Source organism: Deferribacter desulfuricans SSM1, assembly GCF_000010985.1.
GTDB classification, from domain to species: Bacteria; Chrysiogenota; Deferribacteres; order Deferribacterales; family Deferribacteraceae; genus Deferribacter; species Deferribacter desulfuricans.
Genome location: NC_013939.1, coordinates 1608702 through 1631330, shown reverse-complemented (window position 1 = coordinate 1631330; position 22629 = coordinate 1608702). Strand labels below are relative to the sequence as shown.

The following is a 22629-nucleotide window of genomic DNA, read 5'->3' as shown; positions in this document are numbered from 1 at the left end:
GAGTACCAAATTATTTTTAAATTTTTGCATGGTTAATCTTGAAAATTCCTTAATTTTATTTTATTGTCTCTATTCAAAATATACAAAAAAATGTTTTTGTAAATGATTTTTTGTGAGGTATGCTTATGGAAAAATTGCATTCAATAATTAACTATTTGGACTCAATTGTATGGGGCCCTTTTATGCTTGTCTTATTAATTGGTACTGGTGTTTTAATTACCTTAAGGCTTGGTTTTATCCAGGTCAGATTATTACCTAAAGCTTTAAAGTTGATATTTTTTAAAGGGAAAAGCGAAAACGTTCAGGGTGACATTACACCTTTTCAGGCTTTAACCACTGCTTTATCAGCAACAATAGGGACAGGTAATATTGCTGGTGTTGCCACAGCTATTGCAACAGGTGGTCCTGGAGCTATTTTCTGGATGTGGCTATCCGCTTTTTTCGGTATGGCTACAAAATATGCCGAGGCTGTGTTGGCTGTTAATTTTCGAAAAAAATTAGAAGATGGCACCAGTATCGGTGGCCCGATGTATTATTTAAAAGAAGGGTTAAGTAATAAATTTCTAGGAAATATTTTGGGTGTATTATTCGCTATTTTTGGAATCGTTGCTTCTTTTGGTATAGGTAGTATGGTACAATCTCACTCTGTAGCTATGGCGGTTAATGATGCTTTTAATTTACCAAAAGGTGTTACAGGTTTTATACTAATGGTTTTAACTGCACTTGTTATTATTGGTGGTATTAAAAGAATTGGCAAAGTTACAGAGAAAATAGTCCCTTTTATGGCTGTTTTTTATTTTATTTTTGCAATTATAATAATTGTTTTAAATTTTGGAAACTTCTTAGATGTTCTTGTATTAATTTTTAAATCAGCTTTTTCACCTGTTGCTGCTGTCGGAGGTTTTGCAGGTGCTGCAGTTAAAGATGCTATAAGGTACGGTGTTGCAAGAGGGGTATTTTCAAATGAAGCAGGTCTAGGGAGTGCACCTATAGCTCATGCTGCTGCAAAAACAGATAATCCTGTTAGACAGGGCTTAGTTGCTATGACAGGAGTTTTCTTCGATACAATAATAATTTGTTCGTTAACTGCTTTTGTTATATTATTAACTGGGGTTTGGGATAGTGGTAAAACCAGCACAGAGTTGACTGCAATGGCTTTTGTGACAGTTTTTGGTGGTAACGGTAAGATGTTTTTAGCCCTTGCCTTAATATTTTTTGCTTATTCCACTATATTGGGTTGGTCATATTATGGAGAGCAATGTGCAAAATTCCTCTTTGGATATAAATTTAGCTATTTTTACAAAATTGTTTACAGCTTAAGTGTTTTTTATGGAGCTTTTAGAAAGACTGCTTTTGTATGGGATATGGCAGATCTTTTTAATGGTATGATGGCTATACCTAACTTGATAGGGCTTATTTTTCTTTCTGGTTTGCTTGTAAAGATAACCAAAGAAAAAATTGATGAAGTTTGATAACGGGTTTTTAATAGCAAAATTTATAAAAAGATATAAAAGATTTTTAGTCGATTGTGAGTTGAATGAAGAGATAATTACTGCTTATAATCCAAATACTGGTTCAATGGAAGGGCTACTCAATGAAGGGTGTAGAGTAGCCCTTTCTGTTTCTGATAATCCAAAAAGAAAATTTAAATATACTATTGAAGCTTTTGAACTGGATAATAACTGGGTTTATACAAATACTGTAAATGTTAATAACATCGTAAAGAAATCAATAGAAGAGAATGCTATTAGAGAATTATCATATTACGATTATTTAAAACCCGAATTTAAAATTGAAGATAGCCGAGTAGATTTCTTTTTAGAAAGAGGCAAGGATAAAATTCTTGTTGAAGTCAAAAATGTAACTCTTTTAAAAGATGATACGGCTTTTTTCCCTGATGCTGTCACGAAGAGAGGGAAAAAACATCTCGATTTGCTAAAAAAGTATGCTCAAAAAGGGTACACTTGTTATATTTTTTATGTTGTTGGAGTTAATGCTATTAAATTTGATTGTGCTAAATTTATTGATAAGGATTATTGCAAATCTTATAAAGATGCTTTGGACTGTGGAGTAAAAGTTTTGACTTACAGGCATATTTTTGATCCTTTTAAGAAAGAATCTAATTTAATAGCTATTTAACATAAGCTTAGGACAAGTGCTCATTAATAGCTGTTTTAACATTCAGATTGCTTCGCTGACGCTCTCAATGACGACATTTTTGGGTCATTGCGACTCCGCCATTTCTTGACAGATGTTGAGTTTATATTTTTTTGAGTATATTGTGTTATTGACGTATAACTATCAAGGTGTATGAGTTAATGGGGGGGGTGAAGCAATCTCGAAATTATAGTGATATTAAAAAATTGATCCATTGTGAAACATTTTCGAAATGCGTTATTTTAAAATGTTGTGATACCAAGAATGTGATATTGATTATAATTGAAAAAAATGATAAAAATACAGCACAAATTTTAGGTAGATGATAGGGTATGATTAGGTATTTGAAAATAAAGAATTTTTCGGTTTTTGATGAAACATCTATTGAGTTTGAAAATGGGTTAAATATTATCACAGGTGAGACTGGTGCTGGTAAATCTGTGCTGATAGATGCTATTAAAATGGTTTTGGGGGATAGGTTTTCAAAAGAGAAGCAAAGAGATTTAGCTAAGAAAACTGTTTTGGAAGCAGTTTTTGAAGATATTAAGTTATCTGACGAACTTAATGATAAATACGAGATTGAAGACACTTTGATTATTAGAAGGGAAATAGATTCTGGTGGTAAAAATAAAGTTTTTATAAACGGATTTTCTGCAACTTTGAATGAATTAAGAAATTTAGCCTCTAATTTAGTGGATATACATGGTCAGCATGATCATCAGTTATTATTAAACCCTGAAAATCATAAGTTTTTTATAGACAAATTTATTGATAACGAATTTTTGCAAAAATTTCGTCAAAATTATGAAAAGTATAAAAGTCTTAAAACAAAACTTAAACATTTGATTGAAAACAGGAGTGAGATTGAGCTGAAAAGAGAATATTTGTTAAATCAGATAAATGAGATAGATGAATTAAATATTGATATAGAAAATGATTTAAAGTTAGAAGAGCGGATTAAGTTTTTATCAAATATAGAAAAAATCAGGAATGCTATAAATAGTTCGCTACAACTTTTGAGTTATTCTGAAATTAATGTTGAAAGTATGTTGAAGGATGTTTTGTATCACCTTTCGTCAGTTAAAGATACAAATGAAAATCTTTTGGAAACATATTCAAAAGTAGAGGAAATAAGCTATCTGTTAAATGATTTAACTGTGAGTTTGGAGAATATGTTTGATTTTGATACTTATAACCCTGATGAGTTAAATGATTTAATAGATAGAAAAATGGCTCTTGATAAATTGTGTAAAAAATATGGCCCGACCTTGGAAGATGTTATTGCATATAAAGAAAAAATAAAAGCTGAGTTGGAAATGTTATCAGTAGATGATGATACTATAACCGATATGCAGGATGAGTTAAATAGAATTTTTGATGAGCTAAAAAGGCTGGATAATGAGTTGTATACTAAAAGGAAACAAGTTTTTTCAAAACTAAAAAAGAGCGTTGAAGAGGTTTTGAAAGATCTTGAGCTTAAAGATGCAACTTTGGATATTAATTTTATTGAACAAAGTGAAATTACGGCTTATGGGAGTAAAATTCCTGAGTTTCTTATTTCAACAAATAAGGGGTTTGCACCTGCACCTTTGAATAAAATCGCATCAGGCGGAGAGCTTTCGAGGATAATGCTTGCATTAAAAGATATTTTTTCTGATTATGATGGAATAAGTACGATGATTTTTGATGAAGTTGATACAGGTATTAGTGGTAAAACTGCAAAGAAAGTTGGAGAAAAGCTTAAAAATCTTTCCAAGAAGAAGCAGTTGATTGTGATTACGCATTTACCTGTTGTGGCAGCATATGGCGATGTGCATTTTCATATTAACAAATATACAGTGGAAAATAAAACTTTTGCCTCTATAAAAAGATTAGATGATCAAGAAAAGAAAGAGGTTTTAGCTACAATGATTGCTGGCAAGGTATCTGAGCACTCATTAAAACAGGCAAATGAACTGTTGGTTGAAAATGGATAAGATAGTTGCTTTTATTGTTGGTGGTGTAGCCCAGATAGGTTATTTTGGTATAATAGTATTAATGGCTTTAGAAAGCTCATTTTTCCCTTTTCCAAGTGAAGTAGTTATCCCACCAGCTGGTTTTTTAGCTTCGCAAGGAGAGATGAATCTTTTATTAGTTATATTATGTGGTATTTTAGGTAGTTTGATTGGAGCTTATCTGAATTATTTTATTGCTTATAAATATGGTAGAATATTTTTGTTAAAATATGGAAAATATCTTTTTATTGATGAGGTAAAATTTAGGAAAATTGAACTTTTTTTCAATAAACATGGGGAAATAACTACTTTTATTGGTAGATTGTTACCAGGTATTAGGCAGTATATCTCTTTTCCTGCAGGGTTAGCAAAAATGAACCTTTTTAAATTTACATTGTTTACTGGGCTTGGAGCGGGTATTTGGATTGTGATTTTGGCTTATGTGGGTTATTTTGTTGGTAATAATTTGGAGTTGGTAAAGGCAAATATACATAAAATCACTTTATATTTGATCCCATTTATTGTAATATTGGTTGTTGCATATATTTTTTATAACAGAAGAAAGAGGTCAATATGAAATATATAAAATTGCTTATCATTTTTGTATTATTTTTAATGTCGTCAAAGCTGTACGCTCTTACTGTGAAACCTGGAGATACAGTTTACCAACTTTTATCACCATATATGAACCCCCAGGAGATACTTTCCGTATCTAAAAAGATTAAAAAGTTGGGATTTGAATTAAAAATTGGACAAACATATGAATTTTTAAAAGATGAGCTAGTAGTTCACGATGGTATTACAAGAGATATTGTTATCAATTTGATTAATAAAGATGTTAAGGAAGTAAAATATCCTATACATAGACTTGTTACTGTAGTTTCTGGAGAAATAGATGACAGCCTTTTTTATGCAGTCAAAAAAGCAGGAGAGGATGATATTCTTGCTGTGAGATTAGCAGAGATTTTCGAGTGGGAGATAGATTTTTTTAAGGATATTAGAAAGGGTGATCAGTTTTATGTTGTGGTTGAGAAGCTTTTTTGTAGAGGGAAATTTATAGGTTATGGCAAGATATTGGGAGCAGATTTTATTAATCAGGGGAGACACATAAGAGCTTTATATTATGAAAATAAATATACAAAAGGGTACTTTACACCAGAAGGGAATTCTTTGAAAAAGGGGTTTTTAAAGGCTCCTTTGAAGTTTGGAAGAATTACATCGTCATTTAAGTATAGAAGATTACACCCTGTTTTACATGTTTATAGACCGCATTATGGAGTTGATTATGCAGCTCCAATCGGTACACCTATTCATGCTACAGCTGACGGAAAAGTGGTGAAAAAAGGTTTTACAAAAGCAAATGGATATTATATTAAATTAAAACATAATAACGGGTATTATACGTATTATTTACATATGTCGAGGTTTAAAAAAGGGATTAGAGTTGGTTCTTATGTAAGACAAGGTGATGTTATAGGTTATGTTGGGATGACTGGGTATGCAACTGGTCCACATGTGGATTATAGAATAATGAAAAATGGTAGTTGGATAAATCCGCTAAGATTTAAATCTCCGACTAAAAGATTATCTAAAAAATATTTGGCCGATTTTAGAGATAAAACAGAGTATGTTGTAGCATTGTTGGACTCGTCTTATTATAAATATGCTAAGTTGCAGTTTATACAATAACTTATAAAAAAATATTTAGAATTTAAATATATTAAGAATGTTTAACCTATAATTTGTTATAAAACTATATAATGTGATAGTTTAATTAAAAAATTTTATTAATTCAGTTTATTTAATCTTTTTTTTCATAGTTTTTTATGATATTTTTATTAAGTTTCAAGAAATACAGCCGATTTTTTATTTGTTCTGGGAGGTGTGTTGTGAGTATTAAAACAAAAATAATTGCATCTTATTTATTAATTACTGCACTTTTTCTAATTGCAGGACTTTTTGCAATAACCTCTTTTAAGAAAATTGCCAACGGAATTGAGAAAGATGTGAAAAATGCAATAAATGTACAAACTCAATTAAAGGACTTACAGTCTCAGTTTTTAAAAATCTCTTCGTTATTGAAAGATATCAAAGTTACAAACGATGTTAGTGAGATAGGAAATTATGAAAAAGAGCTCTCAAAATATTTAAAAAATACTGAAAATAGTATAAAACTTATAAAACATAAAGATATTAAAAAGATTCAGAAAGATTATAAACTAATTCCAGAATATTCAAATCAACTGATAACCTTAAAAAAAGAGTATTTGCAATATGTTGATAAGGTTAATGCCGTTTTTGATAAAATTGACAGCTTATATAGACAACAAAAAGGGGAAACTTTTATTGTTAGTAGAGGTGTAAAAGATCACAATACCTTAATGTTATTAAGCAAGATAATGGAAGATATTTTACAGATTAAAATTTATTCCTCTTTACTCATTAGCTTTACAGATGAATATGATATAGAAGATGCTAAAGATTCTATGATCAGTTATTCGAGAGCAATGGTAGCTGCTATCAATACTTTGATTAAAGGTGGCAAGTATCAAGGTATTGTTGTTGATAAAATCGATGATAACAAGAAATTAGAACATTTAAAAAAACTTATCTCTTTAAATACCGAAATACAAAATCAAGCCAAAATATTATATAAGAGTTATTTACATAAAATTAACGTAGACAATTCTTTAAGAGAAATTATCAAGAAAGTTGATGACTTAAATGAGAAGTTAGCTGTTCAGATAGAAAATCTTGTTAAATTTTCAAATAAAAATGTAAAGAATACCTTTAAATCTATTGATTCTATGATTGGCAATTCTTCAAATGTGTTGATTTTAGCAATTGTGGTTTCATTAATATTAGGTGTTGTGATAGGTATTTTTACTTCTAATAAAATTAGTAGAGCTATTAATGATGCTGTAAAAGTTGCTAAAAAGATTGAAGAGGGTGATCTAAATATAGAAGATATTATTGTCAAAAATAAGGATGAATTGGCTACATTGGGCAATTCACTAAATGAGATGAAAAACAAATTAAAAGAAATGATTGTAAATATTCTTAATGCTATTAATGTGTTAAAAGAAGTTGGTGATTCTTTAGAAGAAGAGATGAATAATATGTCATGTTCTTTTAAAGATGTTAGTTATAATATAGATTCCACAGTTGCAGCAACCGAAGAGCTTTCTCAAAGTGCGGCTGAAATTGCCAGTAATGTTAATAACTCTTTGACAAATTTAAATGAAGTGAGAGAGGATATATTATCAGGTAATGAACATTTAAATAGTTCTATTAATGAAGTAAATGTTATATCACAGGATCTTGGTAAGGCTTCTGTTACTCTATCAAATCTAAAAGAAGCAAGTAAGCAAATAAATGATGTTATTAGTATTATTATAGATATTGCGGATCAGACTAATTTATTGGCATTAAATGCAGCAATAGAAGCTGCTAGGGCAGGTGAGCAGGGGAGAGGTTTTGCAGTTGTTGCTGATGAAGTGAGAAAATTAGCAGAAAAGACAGCAAAGTCGGTAAACGATATTTCTGATATGATAAAAAAAATAAACCATGAAATCGATGAGTCAGTATTAACTGTTAATGATGGTATTTTGTCATTGGAAGATAAAATCGAGCAGTTAAGATCTGTAGGTACTAATTTTAGTAATAATATTGAAAGATTAGAAGAATCTATAAATGCGATAAATCCGATAGCAAATATGATAGAAGAATTGAATATGGCTGTGAGTTCAATTGTTGAATCTCTAAATAATATCAACAATACTAATATGGAATGTAGTGATAAAGTTCAAGAGGTGTTTAATTTATCTAATAAACTTGTTGAGATAAACAAAGAATTATCAGAATTGGCAAAAAGGTTTAGGGTATAAATTGAGAGCGGCCACATAGTTAGTGGCCGCAACTTATTTGATTAGACCTGTTTCTTTTAATTTTTCATTCATAAAATCGCTTAGTTTAATTTTAAATTCCACTTTTTTATTTTTTGTAGGATGAGTAAAACTTAAATAGTAAGCAAAAAGTGTTAATCTTTTATCATCTATTTTCTTATTGTATAAAAAATCTTGATACAATGGTGCCTTATAAGCTTTTAAATGCACTCTAATTTGATGCGATCTACCCGTTTTGGGTATAGCTTCAATTAATGAGTATTTATTGTTGTAATTTATAGGGATAAAAGTTGTAATACTTTTTCTTCCACTTTTGAAATTTATTTTGTATTTTCCATGATAATTTCTCTTAGATATTGGGAGCAAGGAAGTAAAAGGATATTTGATAACTCCATCTGTTATGCATAAATATTTTTTAACTATTTGATTTTTGGAAAATTGAGTAGAAAGCGATTTGTGGCTATATCTATTTTTGGCAAAAACTATTAATCCTCCTGTCCCAAAATCTAGTCTGTGAACCACATAAATTTCATTAAACTCCCTTTGAAGTATATTTTTAATTGAGGGTATGTTTTTATTGTATCTATCAGGGATAACAAGTATTGAGTGAGATTTATTTAATACTATAATATCATTATCTTGATAAACAATTGAAAATTCAGAAGACTGAGTCATAATCGTATATATAACATTTAACCTTTTCCCCAGTTTTTATTACTCCAGTTCTTTCGTCTTCGATAACTGCAAAAGCATTCCCATAAAAGAGTGATGATATTATATGAGAGTCTTGAGTTTTAAATGGGATCGCAATAAATGATTCATTGCTGTATTTAACTGTTACCCTATTGAAGTGGAACCTATTATTTTTTTTGAGCATATCACCAGCTAATGTTGCATAAATAGATTTATTTTTAAAATTATTGTCTCCCATCATTTTTCTTAATGCAGGGAGAATATAGAAAAAAGTGCAAAAGAAGGAACTTACAGGGTTACCAGGTAGAGCAAAATAAGGGGTACCGTCATTTAAAAGTGCAAAAGAAAAAGGCTTCCCTGGTTTTTGTTTGACGTTTTTAAAAATCCATTCAATACCTTTTTCTTTAAAAACGTTTGTAACTACATCGTAATCACCAAATGATATACCTGCACTACTTATTATTGCATCATAGTTTGAGAAAGATTCAAATATTTTTTCAAAATCTTCAATATTGTCTTTTGATATCCCTAAATAGCTGACATCTATATTGTTTGATAATAAAAGATTTTTGATTGCAAAACTGTTGCTATCATAAACACCTTCTTTTAATTGTTCCCCTGGCATAATTAATTCATCACCTGTTGCTAATACAGCAACTCTTAATTTTCTATAAACTTTTATATTTGTTAAACCACAGCTTATAAGTCTTGAGATGTCCCAAGGTTTTAATTTTTTCCCTTTTATCTCAATGATCTCACCAGCTTTAATATCTTCACCAATTTTTCTAATATTTGCACCAGGTTTTACATTACCAACAATTTTACATATATCTGGTTCGGGATTTTCTGTTTTTTCGTATTCTACAACAGTATCTGCACCTTCTGGTAATTTTGCTCCGGTCATAATTTTATAACATGTTTGAGAATCTGTGAGATTATATTCTTTCATATCACCAGCTTTTATAGTGCCAATGATTTTAAGGCCGTTAGGATAGTTTTCCAATGCTTCAAATTTTATGGCATATCCATCCATTGCAGAATTATTAAAAGAAGGGAGGTTAACCTTAGATTTTACATTTTCAAATCCTACTCTATTTAAAGCATCGAAAACAGGGATATATTCATATCCTACCTCTTTAACGTTTGATAAAATTAATTCAAGCGCATCAAATGGGTTTATCATTTTCATACCTCTTAAATTTTCTTTAGTTTATTTAAAATCTATCCCAATCTCAAGCAAAAAATTTATAATTAGAGGGTGCTGCACAATAATAATTGTTAAGCACCTCAGATTGCTTTGCTGACGCTCGCAATGACTGGGAAATTGGTCATTGCGACCCTGCCATTCAGTGTGTGTATAACTATCAAAGTTTAAAAGCTAATGGTGGGGAAAGCAATATCAATACTACATTGATATCAAAAAATTGACCTATTGTGCAACAACCTCAATTATTTGTATTGCAAGAAAGAGTGTAACTACTATAATTATCATTAAAAAGTTTAGGAGGGATGATATTTTAACAGGTGAATTAAAAGATTTAAAACAATCCTTTATAAAGAGATTAGAAAAACTTGATAGAAAAAGGTTTAAGACAGATAATATCATATCTGTGGAGTTGGCTAAACAGGTTTCTGCTCTTTCTAAAGAAGTTAACAGACAAATTGGTTTATTAATTGATAGACAAAATGAAGTGCAATATGTGATTGTTGGCGACAATAGATCCATTTTTATTCCAGAGCTCAAGAGATTTAGACTTGTTCCTGGTAAGTTGAGAGGGCTTAGGCTTGTCCACACCCATTTATATGGTGAACCGATAAACGATGATGATATTACAGATTTGGCAATGTTAAGATTAGATTCGTTGACTGCAATTTATGTAGATGAAGCGGGCTTACCAAAGAGTATGGATACAATTTATTTATTACCTCCAAATATAGAAAATAAAACGTATGATTATCTTGATGAAAAAGATGTTTATAATCAAAATATTAATTTTTTGGAATTTATTAGAGAACTGGAAAAAGAAATAGAAGATAAAACAGCAGCATTATTTCAAGTAAGCAGTGGAAACAATGCAATACTGGCTGGAGTGTTTAAATCAAAAACCGAAGCGAAGATGGCTCTTGAAGAATTAAAGGAGTTAGCAAGGAGTGCTGGACTCAATGTTTTAGATACAGTTTATCAGATTAGGAATAAAGTTGATCCAAAATATTTACTTGGAGTTGGTAAACTAAAAGATTTAGCTATTAAAGCATATCAAATTGGAGCAGATTATATAATATTTGATAATAATCTACAACCTTCACAGGCAAAAGAAATAAGCAAAATTGTTGAGTTAAAAATTATGGATAGAACACAGCTAATTTTAGATATATTTGCAAAAAGGGCACATACAGATGAAGGTAAATTAAAAGTTGAATTGGCGCAGCTTAAATATATAATGCCAAGATTGAGTGTAAAAGATGATTCTTTATCAAGACTCACTGGTGGTATTGGTGGTAGAGGACCTGGTGAAACAAAACTTGAGATAGACAGAAGAAGGATAAAAGATAGGATTGCGTTTTTAAATAGGAAACTTAAGCAAATTTCGAAGGTGAGATATACCCAAAGAAAAAGAAGATTGCAGAGAGAAATACCTACTGTATCTATTGTAGGGTATACGAATGCCGGCAAAACAACCCTGATTAATAGTTTAACTAATAGTAGTATTTACGCTGACAATTTAATGTTTGCTACCCTTGATACTAGCTCAAAAAGGCTAAGGTTTCCTGAAGAAAAAGAGATTATTATCACTGATACTGTTGGTTTTATTAGAGATTTACCAGAGGATTTAAAAGACGCATTTAAATCCACTTTGGATGAGCTGTATGACGCAGACCTTTTTTTACATGTTGTTGATATTTCAAATCCAGAATTTAGAAAACAGATTGAAAGCGTAAACAAAATATTAGAAGAGCTTAATTTGATAGATGTGGAACAAATATTAGTGTTTAACAAAATAGATCTGTTGGATGAAGAAAGTCTTAAAGAGCTAAAAAATGAATTTCCAAAAGCGATTTTTATCTCTGCAATAAATAGAAAAACATTTAATGAGTTATTAAATAGAATATTTTATATACTTTTTAGACAAAAGGTAAAAAATGGATCCAGTTAGCTTAATATTGAAAAGAGCAGAACATTTGAAAAACAAAGAATTTGGTAAAATATATGACATGTATGATGATAAAAGCATAATGAAAAACTTTTATCCTTCAAAAGATGATTATATCATTTTTATGAAAAAATTTTCGAAAAGTGTAATCTTAAAGAAAATGGAGATTTTGGATTGTGACACTAAAGGTAGTTTTGCAAAAGTTGTTTCTAAGGAGTTTATCCAAGATTTTGAGGAAAACAGTATAATTGTAAATAAATGTACCACTTACCTTAAAAATTTCTCTAACAGGTGGACCATTATTAAAGAGAATAGAATCCAGATAGAAAAACAGTGATAGTAAATAAGGGGTTAATGATTAAATTATTTTAAATCGAGTAACCTTTGAATATTGCTCCAAGCTTTTTCTCTAAAATAATGGAAATTTTTTACAGCGTTTTGGTCATTTCTGTTTTTCATATAATCGTAAAAGTATTTTATTTCCTGTTTCATAAAACCATAAGTTTGTATAAGATCATATCCAAATTGTACATCTTCCCCAACGAAATCATCTGAATCAATAAGTTTTTTAATCGATTGTTGTTTTTGATCTATAAGTGCATCTTGAACGGAGATAAGATTTAGCGTTTTATCGTTGTCATAATGGCCATACTCATACAAATCTGCAACTGTGTTGATTGTTGCATAGCTACTTAAAAGATCTGATGTGATAAATGTGCTTAAAGCGTCTGTCATACTGTTCATATCAGCATAACTATAGATTGTGGTTTGGATAAGAAAGATGATAACAATGATAAATTTTTTCATACAACTCTCTCCTGGTTAATTTTATAATATTATAGCACAATATGATTGTTTTAAAAAATGAAATATCCAAAATTTTAAAGTTTTTTGTTGATAAAAAATGTTCCGAAAATGAAAAGAGGTAACCCCATTAGAAACATCATAAGAATGTAAAACCATACAAAACTGAAATCTAAACCTTTTATAATTATGGCATAACCTGCATCTAAATAGTATTTTAGTGGAGACAAGTATGTAAGCTTTTGAAAAATAAGTGGCATAGATTCATATGGTGTCCAAGACCCTGAGAGGAAAAGTATTGGTAATAAAAAGAGTATAGCTAACTGTGAAACTTGAAGCATATTTGATGATATGGATGCTATAAATAGTGATAAACCCATTGTTGTAAAAATGTATCCTGCTGTTAATATTAAAAATAGTAATTGATTTCCTCTAACTGGGATGTGCAAGACCGTTTTTAATATGAGATTTACGCTAATTGTTGTTCCTAAGAGTATTATAATTGTCATAGCTACAAGTTTTGCTGCTATAAGTTTTCTAATGCTTAATGGGGATATGAGAATCATTTCAATGTTCCCCTCATCTTTTTCTCTAATAATTGATGCTGCTGGTAATATTAAAACAAGTAGCGTTATAACTGAAAAAAGTTCTGATAGACCTAAAAAATATTTTGACTCTGTGTTTGGATTGTAAAGAACTCTGTTTCGTAAATCTATCTTTGAAAAATTTCTTTGGTAATTTTTGACTTTTTCTAAATAATAATCAGTAATTATGCTTCCAGTATATCCAGCAAAAAGATAACCAGTACTAGCGTCAGCGCCATTTAAAAAAAATGCTAGATCGAGCTTATTTTCTTTTAGTTTTTCACTGAAATCTTCTGGTATTACAATAATCCCAACAGCTTTATCCCTCATCAAATAAGATTCAATCTCTTTTGAATCAGTTATATAACCTTTAAAATCAAACCATGGAGGGACTAACTTTGAAACAATATCTCTTGACTCATAGCTCATATCATAATCTAATGTATAAAATTTGGCATGTTTTAAACTTAGGTCGATTCCGTTTGCTGCTATGTAAATATCCCCTGTAAAAAGATACAAAACAAATAGCAGCAACCCCTTGTTTCTTACAAATAGTAAAAGCTCTTTTTTTACCAAATATAAAAACTTCATCGTTCTTTCTTTTTAAATAGCAAATATGTTAGCGAAAATAGTATAATATAAAAAACTAATAAAATTATACTATTTAAAGTATAAAGGTTAATATTAACCCCTTTTAGATAATTCATTTTTATAATGTTCATATAATAAAATGTAGGGTAAATGTGTGCTTGAATGAAAGCCTCTTTGCTCATGGAGCTCACAGGCACCAAATAACCTGAATATAAAAAAGCAGGAATAATTGCAATGACTGATATACCCACAATAGCAGAAACTTGTGTTTTTAAAAATGTTGACATCAATAATCCAAGACTGGTAGAGACAAGGATATACAAAAAGGTGGACAATATAAACAGTGGCAAATTCCCTTTAAAAGGGATACCAAAAAGATATTTTATTAATAAAAATTCGACAATAAAATTTATGATGGATACCGATACTGCAAAAAGCTGTTTACCAAATAGATACTCAAATTTTGAAATTGATGATGTATAAATATTGTATATAGAACCATACTCTTTCTCTTTTACAATAAGTAAAGATGCAAAAATAGCAGGATTTATAAATAGTATAATCGCTAGTAAACCACTTGTTGTGAGTTTTATATTTTCTAAATTTTCATTAAACCAGTATCTTACATTTATTTTTAAGTTGCTTGATAAATCTATATTATTTATTTCTAATGTGAAACTGTTAATCATGGATGTAACATAAGATTTGATCACATCAGCACGGTAAGGGAAAACTCCATCTATTAATACTTGCACTTTGGCAGTCTTACGGTTTTTCAATCTTTCTGTAAAGTTTGATGGGATAACTAAGCCAAATCTAATAATATTTTTGTCAATTAAGTTTATTATTTCATTTTGACTATTAGAGTATTTATAAAAATTGAAATACTCTTTATTGTTTATAAACTTATAGATTAATTCTCTACTTAATGAGGTTTTGTCTTCATCTAATACTGTAAAAGGGATATGTTTTACATCTAAAGCCATTCCGTATCCAAAAATTATCATCATTACAAAGGGAACCACAAAGACTATGATTCTAGAGATTTTGTCTCTTTTTAACTCTTTTAATTCTTTGAGATAAATAGCTTTTATTTTTTTTAAAAATTTATTTTGTGTAGTAGACAAAAACATCCTCCATATAAGGCTCACTTCCCTTTACTATACTACTTTTAGGTAACAAATGTTTAAAACTTTCAGTTTTTGAAAAAACTCTAATTTTTCTTCCATAAAGCGAAACGTTGTATCCGTTTACTTTTAGGTTACTGTAGATATCGAAATAATTTTTATCTGTTATTTCATAAACAGACCCTGCATCATGTATTAGTTTATTTTTTAAATTGGTTGGGTTATCTACGGCGACGAGTTGGCCATTTGAAATAAGAGCTACTCTGTCACAGTTTTCAGCCTCACTCATATAATGAGTTGTTACAATTAAAGTAATTCCTGATTCTGCAAGTTTGAATATAAGTTGCCAAAAAACATCCCTTTCTACAGGGTCAACACCAGATGTTGGTTCGTCCAGAAAAACTATTGGTGGTAAATGAATAATTGAACATATTAAAGCAAGTCTCTGTTTAAAACCAAGAGGTAAATCTTTTACAAGATGATTTAGATATGTGTTTAAACCAATTGTATTTATTATTTCTTCAAAGAGATGTAAATTTTTAACATCATAGATTTTGGAATAGTATTCGATATTCTCTTTTACAGTTAAATCAGAGTATAAAGAGAATTTTTGAGACATATAACCTATCTGCTTTTTTAAATTTTTAATACTCTCTTTTCCTAAAATTTTAAAAGAACCTTCGGATTGTTTGTAAAGACCAGTGAGTATTTTTAAAAGTGTAGTTTTTCCAGCACCATTTGGTCCTAAAAGTCCAAATATTTCCCCCTTTTTTACATCGAAAGTAATGTTTTTCAATGCATAAAACTCTCCAAATGCCTTTGATATACCTTTTAATTCAATTATATTATCATACGGAACATCAATATCCAATGGTTTGAAATAAATATTTAAATATTTTGTATTTAGTTTTGACATAATTACATCTTCAAAATATGGTTCTTTTAATTTTTTATTTATTTTATTAAAATAAACAAAGCGGATTTTGCCTCTTTTTAACCTGCAACCTTTATACTGCTTGTAATAATGGTCGATATTTTTTAGGTTTTGTAGATTATCTTCATAAACGTATACTTTTTCAAAAAGAGAATTGTCTATTTTGCCATAAAAATTAGTATTTCCATCTAATAAAAAAAGTACCTTATCACATCTTTCGGCTTCATCCATGTATGATGTGGATATGATTATTGAAAGATTTTCAATATTAACAAATTCCATAAAGAGATCCCATAGCTCTCTTCTAGATATAGGATCTACTCCAATTGTGGGTTCATCTAATATTATTAATTCTGGTTTATGAATTAGCGAGCAACAAATACCCAGTTTTTGTTTCATTCCACCAGATAAATTAATTGCTTTTCTGTCTTTAAACTTACTTAAACCGGTAATTTCTAAAAGCTTATTTTTTCTATCTTCTATTTCTTTTGTATCTAACCCTTTAAGGTTTGCAAAAAAATTAATATTTTCTTCGACACTCAATCTTTGATAAAGATTTAAACCAAGCCCCTGGGGCATGTAGGCGATTTTATCTTTTAGGTGGTCGTAATTTTTTTTTGGTGAAATGTTGTTTCCTAATACGATTAAATTTCCATCATCAAAATCGGTTATGTTTGCAATAATTTTTAGAAGAGTTGATTTTCCAGCACCATCTGGACCGATAACACCTAATATCTCACTTTTTCCTAATTCTAAATTAATTTTGTTTAATGTAAAATTTGTTTTTTTATAGTGTTTAGAGATGTTTTCTAATTTAACTATCATTACTTTTCTAAGTTAATGATAAGGTCAGCAGGCATACCCGGCTTTAAATATTCACTTGAATTTTCAAAATAGGCCTTTATAGCAAAGACTTGTTTGACTCTTTCATCTTTAGATTGAATTTCTTTAGGAGTAAATTCTGCTTTACTGCTGATATAGCTTATAACTGCCTTAAAGGGTTTGTCTTGGCCATCTATAAAAACTGAGGCCTTATCACCAATTTTTATCTTACTTAAATATTTTTCTGGGAAATAACCTTTGAAATAGATTTTTTCTGGGTCATAAATTGAAAAAAGTGTTGTGAGATTTGTTGCAATTTCCCCTTCTTCAATTGATTTTGTCATAATAATCCCATTTATTGGGGATTTTATGAATGTATCATCTAATTTTATTTTAGTTTGTGAAATGATATGGTTTATTTCGTTTAATCTGTTTTTTGTTATATCCAGTTCATACTCTTTAGCAGAAATTGCTGTTTTTATATTCATTAGCTCTTTTTCTAATATTGATATATCCTTATCTTTCAGTTTTGTATTTTCTAAATTCTTTTTTGCATTTTCATAATTATTTATGGCTACATCCTTTTCCTTAAGCAAAGTGTTATATTGTTTGTCAATTTCTTCAAATTTTAAGGATATTTCTTCAAACTTAGATTTTGATATCCCCCCTTCGTTGTAAAGCTTTTTGTATCGTGACAAGTCGTTTTTTATTTTTTGAAGTTGCTGTTTGGCTACAGAAATCTTATTTTCGATAATAGAAATTTTTTCTTTGGCAATATTTAAATTATTTTCAGCCACTTTAATAGCTATAGAAAGCTCCTTTTCAGCTTTTTCTTTTTTTATATTTGTTTGCTCATGCTTTATTTTTAGAGATTGTAATTCTTTAGTTTTAGCTTTTATTAAATTTGTTATTTGATTTTTTTGTGATTTTAATTGGTTTAATTTTTCCAATAACTCTCTTCTATCAATTTCAGCCAATAAATCCCCTTTTTTTACTGAATCCCCTTCATCAAAGTAAACTTTAATCACTTCTCCGGGGATTTTTGGGGATATATCAACTATATCAGCTTCTATCCTACCATTTACAAAAATTTCATTTGATTGTTTTTTGGGTAAGAAAAGTTTTACAATAGATAGTAATAAAATTATGAAAATTGCTATTAATATTACTTTTCTCATGAGTAGCTCCCATCAAAATTCTACTACAGTTACAGCATCTCCTCCTTCGTGAAAAGTCCCAGCTCTAAAACTTTTTACTCGTGGGTCATTTTTTAAAAAATCTCTGATAATGTTTTTCAATATCCCTGTCCCTCTACCATGAATAATATATACACTGTTTACTCCAGAGAGTACGGCTTTATCTATAAATTTATCTACCTCACTTAACGCTTCATCGGCTCTTTTACCTATGACATTGATTTCCCAAGATGTGTCTTTTTTTACATCACTCTTTATATCAAGTTTTTTATTAAAAGTTTTATTCTTTATCTTTTCTCCAATGAGATCAGATTTTTTCAATTCTATTTTAATCCCTTCAAGATTTACGTAAACAGTATCTTTCTTTATTTCCAAAATTTCAGCTATTTTATTATATTTTTCCAAAAGGATTTTATCACCTATTTTAATATCTGTTATTTTAGGTTTTTTTTCTTTTATTTTATTCAACTTTTTACTGACAATTTTTAAATCCTTATCAATTTCATTTGGAGAATATTGTTTACTATTTTTTATTAGATTTTTTCCTTTTTGTAATAGAGTAAAAGCTTCTTCCAACAGCTTTTCTTCTTTTTGCTGTAGTTTATTGTTAAATTCTTTGATTTTTTCTTCTAATTGTTTTTCTTTTTCTTCAAGTTCTGCTTTTTTATTTTCTAACGATTTTTTTAGTAATTCTGTTTCCAATTTTATTTCGTTGATTTTTTCTATTTCAAATTCTATAGAACCTTTTTTTTCTTTTAATAATTTTTCAGCAATTTCTATAACCTCTGGGTTAAATTTTAGTTTTTTTGCTATTAAGATTGGATCTGATTTACCTAAAACACCTTTTAAAAGGTTGTATTTTGGTGTAAATGTTTCATAGTCGAAATCAACAGCATAATTTTCTGCAAAACTGTTTTTTAAAGCAAATTCTTTTACTTCATTAAAATGAGTGGTAACTGCAATATATCCACCTTTATCTACAAGATATTTTAAAATTGCTACAGCTAATATTGCCCCTTCTTTTGGATCTGTGCCTGTGCCAAGCTCATCCAATAAAATTAACGAATTATTATCAGATGACTCTATTATTTTTTTTATATTAACCATGTGTGAAGAAAATGTGCTTAAATCCATTATCAATGATTGATTATCACCAATATCTGCAAGAATATTTTTAAAGATTTTTACTTCTGCATATTGCCCAAATAGTGGTAGACCACACATAGCTAAAATATGATTCAACCCAAGCGATTTAAGTGCGGCTGTCTTCCCTCCTGTATTGGGTCCACTTATCACTATTAAATTTTTATTATTTTCAAATTCTATATCAATTGGTATAGAGCCCTCTTTTTTATGTAGAAAAATTATGGGATGGTGTATCTTTTTAAACTTTATATTATCGTTTATTTCTGGGAATGTAATATCAAAATCTTTAACAAAAAGTGCATACTCTAAAAAGAAAATAAGTTTTTCATAGTTTGAAATGGTATTACTTAATTCTAATCTATGAGATTTTATTTTAGTGATACTTTCGTTGATAATTTTTCTAATTTCTTCATCTTCTGCTATTTTTAGTGATTGATATTTATTGTTAAGCTCTACAGTTTCTGATGGTTCTACAAAAACAGTTTGAGCAGTTTTTGATAAATCGTGAATTATTCCGTTTAAAAACTGTCTAAAGTTTGGTTTACAAGGTATGACAAATCTATCATTTCTAATAACTATAGTTCTCTCTTGTATGAATTTGTCTGAGTTTTTCCCATACAATATTTTTTTTAATATTGTATCCAGTTGCTTACTAACGCTTTGTATATCTTTTCTGATTTTTGCAAGCTCAGCTGTTGCATTTGATTTTACTGTTCCATCATTGCCAATTTTCTCATTAATTTCTTGAGTTAAATTTGAAAAGGTATATATCTCTTTTAGGATATTCTTTAGTTTGTTTATCTGTTTGCTTTCGGTAAGTATCTTTTTTATATCTCTTAAATAAGTGTGAAAATTTTTGAATATTACAAGATCCTTCGATGTAAAAGATTCGTAAGGATCCATCAGTTTGTTATAAAATGAAAAATAATCGCTATCATTTTCTATTTTTATAGATTCTGCTGCTAAAAAATTGAGTATTTCGTTAATATATTGCTGTGTTTCGATAATTTTATTTGAAACCTGATACGGTTTTAAATTTTCAAGATACTTGATAGAAAAAGAAGATATAAACTTTTTTTTAATTAAATCTTTGTATATTTCAAATTCGAGTTGCTGAGTGTTTATCATCAAAATCTTATATTTCTAAAAGGGTTTCTTTTTTTCTCTTTTGGTAGTTTATTTAAATAGTCAAAAACGTAAGGAGTAATTTTCAAAAGGTTTTTAGCGACAGGTGATTTGTGTAAATCTTTATTAAGTTTGAATGATGGTGGAAGTGTTTTTACCAAAAAAGATAAAGCAAGTGCAAGTATGATGGATGATTTTAAAGCACCAAATAGAAATCCACCTAATTTGTCTGCCCATCCAAGTTGAATCTTTTTAAAAAACTTTTTTAATATAATAGAGATAATAATAATGATTGTATATATAATGATGAATGTGATTACAAACCCCACAACATCGGAAACAGATTTGTTAAATCCTAAAGCAGAGGCAAATTTAGCAGTTAATTGGTAATATTGATATGCAAGTAAATAACCAAGTATTAAGCCTAAAATTCCAAATACTTCTCCAATTAGTCCTCTAAATAAACCTTTTATGGCGAAGACACCAATAATGATGAGTAAAACTATATCAATTATCCCCATCGAAAGCCTCGCTAACTAATTTATTAACTATTTTTCCATCAGCTCTACCTTTTACTTTAGCCATAACATTTTTCATAACCTGCCCAAAGAATTTTTTATCTTTCGATTCAAATTTATTTATTTCTTCAGCGATGATTTTTTTTAATTCTTCTTCACTTAATTGCTCAGGTAAATATTTTGATAAAATTTCAATTTCCTTTTTTTCTTTTTCTGCTAGCTCATGTCTGTTTGCTTTTTCATACTGTTCAGCAGCTTCCTTCCTTTTTTTGATTGCACTTTGAACTACTTTGATAACATCTTCATCAGTCAATTCACCTTTTTTCTCAATTTCTGCATTTTTAATTTCGGCTCTAAGCATCCTGATAGCACCAAGTGCTACACTGTTTTTCTCTTTCATATAAGTTTTCATATCTTCTAAAATTTGTTCTTTAAGCCCCATTTTTACCTCCGTGTTTGTTTTTCAACTATAGATAAATATTCTTATTTTTCAAGTAAAGTAAACAAATCGAAGCTGTTGCACGAAATTATCATGAGATTGCTTCGGAAATTTACGTTGCCTCGCAATGATTTTAAAATTTTGTCATTGCGAGTTTTAACGAAGCAATCTTAAAAATTTGTACATTTATTGTGCAACATCCTCAAATCTATTTAAGCCTTTTTAATTTTTATTTCAATAAAAAATGTTTTTTGACAAAAATTAAGATATTACTGGTTAAGTTGCACTTGACTTATTGGATATTATGCTTATGAAGGTATATTGTAAGTGATGTTTTTAAAAAATATAGGAGGATGCTTATGAGCAAACGTATTTTGGTAATGTTGTTGGTTTTAGCTTTTGGTATAACATCTGCTTATGCTGGTGGTACATTAAGGCTGTTGACTTGGAAAGGGTACGCACCAAAAGAATTAGTGGACAAATTTGAAAAGGAAACTGGTATAAAAGTTGAAGTTACATATTCTAACAATGAAGAGATGATTGCAAAGCTTAGAGCAACAAGAGGTGCTGGTTTTGATCTTGCTCAGCCAAGTCAGGATAGAATTTCTTCTGTTCAGAAAAAGTATAAAATATACAGACCAATGGATTACAGTAAAATAAAAACTGATCAAATTATCCCTTCTATGCTTAGTGCTGTTAAGAAAAATACTTTGGTAAATGGTAAATCTTATGCTGTGCCTTTCTGCTGGGGAACATCAGGATTGATAATAAACAAAAAATATGCTCCTGATGCTAAAGATTACACAGCACTTCTTGATCCAAAATACAAAGGGAGAATTAGTTATAGACTTAAAAGACCAACTTTGATAGCCCTTGCTTTTGCTCTTGGACATAACCCTTTTGAATTGTATAGCAAGCCTAAAGAGTACAAAGCTTTGATGGAAAAAATCGGTCAAAAACTTATCGAAGCTAAAGATTTAGTAAAAAATTACTGGTCAAATGGTGATGCGTTGTTACAACTTTTAAGATCGGAAGAAGTGTATGTAGCAATGGGTTGGGATGGTGGTGGTTGGAAACTCCACAAAGAAAACCCAAATATAGATTTTGTAGCTCCTAAGAGTGGTGCACTTGGCTGGATTGATACTTTTGCAATTCCTGCAAAATCAAAGAATTTAGATGCAGCATATAAATGGATAAATTTTATGTTGAGACCAGAGAATGCAGCATATTTTACAAACAAAGAGGGTTATTTTACAGCTTCAAAGGATGCTGAAAAATACTTAAAACCTGAAGTTAAAGATAATTTGAAACGCTCTTTTACAAAAGTTGATATAGATAATATTAAATGGTATCCTCCAGTACCAGCAAATATTGAGTCAATTGAAGCTAAAATCCTTGATAAAGTAAAATCAGCACGTTAACACATTAATACGAGGGGGGAT

The 22629-nt window shown here is 29.3% G+C and carries 19 protein-coding genes; 9 read left to right on the top strand and 10 right to left on the bottom strand.

The features are described 5' to 3' along the window. Positions 1-125 precede the first annotated feature (125 nt). From DEFDS_RS08040 to DEFDS_RS08015, 6 genes are all read left to right on the top strand, one after another. The gene (locus tag DEFDS_RS08040) at positions 126-1472 is read left to right on the top strand and encodes an alanine/glycine:cation symporter family protein (protein WP_013008305.1); all 1347 of its coding nucleotides are present in this window, start codon (positions 126-128) and stop codon (positions 1470-1472) included. Further along, complete coding sequence (sfsA, locus tag DEFDS_RS08035) at positions 1462-2139, top strand: DNA/RNA nuclease SfsA (protein ID WP_013008304.1); 678 nt, start codon at positions 1462-1464, stop codon at positions 2137-2139. Before DEFDS_RS08040 ends, sfsA begins: the two co-directional genes overlap by 11 nt. A 350-nt stretch (positions 2140-2489) precedes the next feature. Next, a complete protein-coding gene (recN, locus tag DEFDS_RS08030) occupies positions 2490-4133 on the top strand; it encodes a DNA repair protein RecN (RefSeq protein ID WP_013008303.1) in 1644 nt (547 codons plus the stop codon). Beyond that, complete coding sequence (locus DEFDS_RS08025; protein WP_013008302.1) at positions 4126-4728, top strand: DedA family protein; 603 nt, start codon at positions 4126-4128, stop codon at positions 4726-4728. The genes recN and DEFDS_RS08025 overlap by 8 nt, the downstream gene beginning before the upstream one ends. Beyond that, positions 4725-5840 (top strand): M23 family metallopeptidase, encoded by a 1116-nt coding sequence (locus tag DEFDS_RS08020; protein WP_013008301.1) that lies wholly within the window; start codon positions 4725-4727, stop codon positions 5838-5840. Before DEFDS_RS08025 ends, DEFDS_RS08020 begins: the two co-directional genes overlap by 4 nt. A 200-nt stretch (positions 5841-6040) precedes the next feature. After that, a complete protein-coding gene (locus DEFDS_RS08015) occupies positions 6041-8038 on the top strand; it encodes a HAMP domain-containing methyl-accepting chemotaxis protein (protein WP_013008300.1) in 1998 nt (665 codons plus the stop codon). 33 nt (positions 8039-8071) lie between these two features. On the opposite strand, the gene DEFDS_RS08010 is transcribed toward DEFDS_RS08015, so the two are convergent. Continuing rightward, entirely contained in the window at positions 8072-8731 is a 660-nt protein-coding gene (locus DEFDS_RS08010; RefSeq protein WP_013008299.1) for an RluA family pseudouridine synthase, read from the bottom strand. After that, positions 8715-9938 (bottom strand): molybdopterin molybdotransferase MoeA, encoded by a 1224-nt coding sequence (locus DEFDS_RS08005; RefSeq protein WP_013008298.1) that lies wholly within the window; start codon positions 9936-9938, stop codon positions 8715-8717. The genes DEFDS_RS08010 and DEFDS_RS08005 overlap by 17 nt, the downstream gene beginning before the upstream one ends. Positions 9939-10173: 235 nt before the next feature. Between DEFDS_RS08005 and hflX the strand changes: the two genes are divergently transcribed. Beyond that, on the top strand, positions 10174-11904 hold the full coding sequence (gene hflX, locus DEFDS_RS08000) for a GTPase HflX (RefSeq protein ID WP_013008297.1): 1731 nt from the start codon (positions 10174-10176) through the stop codon (positions 11902-11904). Next, positions 11891-12238 carry a hypothetical protein gene (locus DEFDS_RS07995; protein WP_013008296.1) on the top strand — a complete coding sequence of 116 codons (348 nt, stop codon included), beginning with the start codon at positions 11891-11893 and terminating at the stop codon, positions 12236-12238. Before hflX ends, DEFDS_RS07995 begins: the two co-directional genes overlap by 14 nt. 26 nt (positions 12239-12264) lie before the next feature. Here the strand turns inward: DEFDS_RS07995 and DEFDS_RS07990 are convergent, their stop codons facing one another. The 8 genes from DEFDS_RS07990 to DEFDS_RS07955 form a co-directional block, all read right to left on the bottom strand. Next, on the bottom strand, positions 12265-12708 hold the full coding sequence (locus DEFDS_RS07990; protein WP_013008295.1) for a hypothetical protein: 444 nt from the start codon (positions 12706-12708) through the stop codon (positions 12265-12267). A 74-nt stretch (positions 12709-12782) separates the two neighbouring features. After that, positions 12783-13880 carry an ABC transporter permease gene (locus DEFDS_RS07985; protein ID WP_013008294.1) on the bottom strand — a complete coding sequence of 366 codons (1098 nt, stop codon included), beginning with the start codon at positions 13878-13880 and terminating at the stop codon, positions 12783-12785. Next, on the bottom strand, positions 13877-15013 hold the full coding sequence (locus DEFDS_RS07980) for an ABC transporter permease (protein ID WP_153801482.1): 1137 nt from the start codon (positions 15011-15013) through the stop codon (positions 13877-13879). The genes DEFDS_RS07985 and DEFDS_RS07980 overlap by 4 nt, the downstream gene beginning before the upstream one ends. After that, positions 14988-16766, bottom strand: coding sequence for an ATP-binding cassette domain-containing protein (locus tag DEFDS_RS07975; RefSeq protein ID WP_013008292.1), 1779 nt, complete (start codon positions 16764-16766; stop codon positions 14988-14990). The genes DEFDS_RS07980 and DEFDS_RS07975 overlap by 26 nt, the downstream gene beginning before the upstream one ends. Continuing rightward, positions 16766-17941: an HlyD family secretion protein gene (locus DEFDS_RS07970; RefSeq protein WP_013008291.1), complete on the bottom strand. Its 1176-nt coding sequence runs from the start codon at positions 17939-17941 to the stop codon at positions 16766-16768. Before DEFDS_RS07970 ends, DEFDS_RS07975 begins: the two co-directional genes overlap by 1 nt. A 12-nt stretch (positions 17942-17953) precedes the next feature. Further along, positions 17954-20233, bottom strand: a complete 2280-nt coding sequence (locus DEFDS_RS07965; RefSeq protein ID WP_013008290.1) for an endonuclease MutS2 — start codon at positions 20231-20233, stop codon at positions 17954-17956. Then, entirely contained in the window at positions 20233-20751 is a 519-nt protein-coding gene (locus DEFDS_RS07960; RefSeq protein WP_013008289.1) for a CvpA family protein, read from the bottom strand. Before DEFDS_RS07960 ends, DEFDS_RS07965 begins: the two co-directional genes overlap by 1 nt. Further along, on the bottom strand, positions 20738-21190 hold the full coding sequence (locus tag DEFDS_RS07955) for a GatB/YqeY domain-containing protein (RefSeq protein WP_013008288.1): 453 nt from the start codon (positions 21188-21190) through the stop codon (positions 20738-20740). The genes DEFDS_RS07960 and DEFDS_RS07955 overlap by 14 nt, the downstream gene beginning before the upstream one ends. Positions 21191-21546: 356 nt before the next feature. Here DEFDS_RS07955 and DEFDS_RS07950 point away from each other — a divergent pair, with 356 nt between their 5' ends. Beyond that, positions 21547-22608 (top strand): extracellular solute-binding protein, encoded by a 1062-nt coding sequence (locus tag DEFDS_RS07950; RefSeq protein ID WP_013008287.1) that lies wholly within the window; start codon positions 21547-21549, stop codon positions 22606-22608. The last annotated feature ends 21 nt before the right edge of the window (positions 22609-22629 follow it).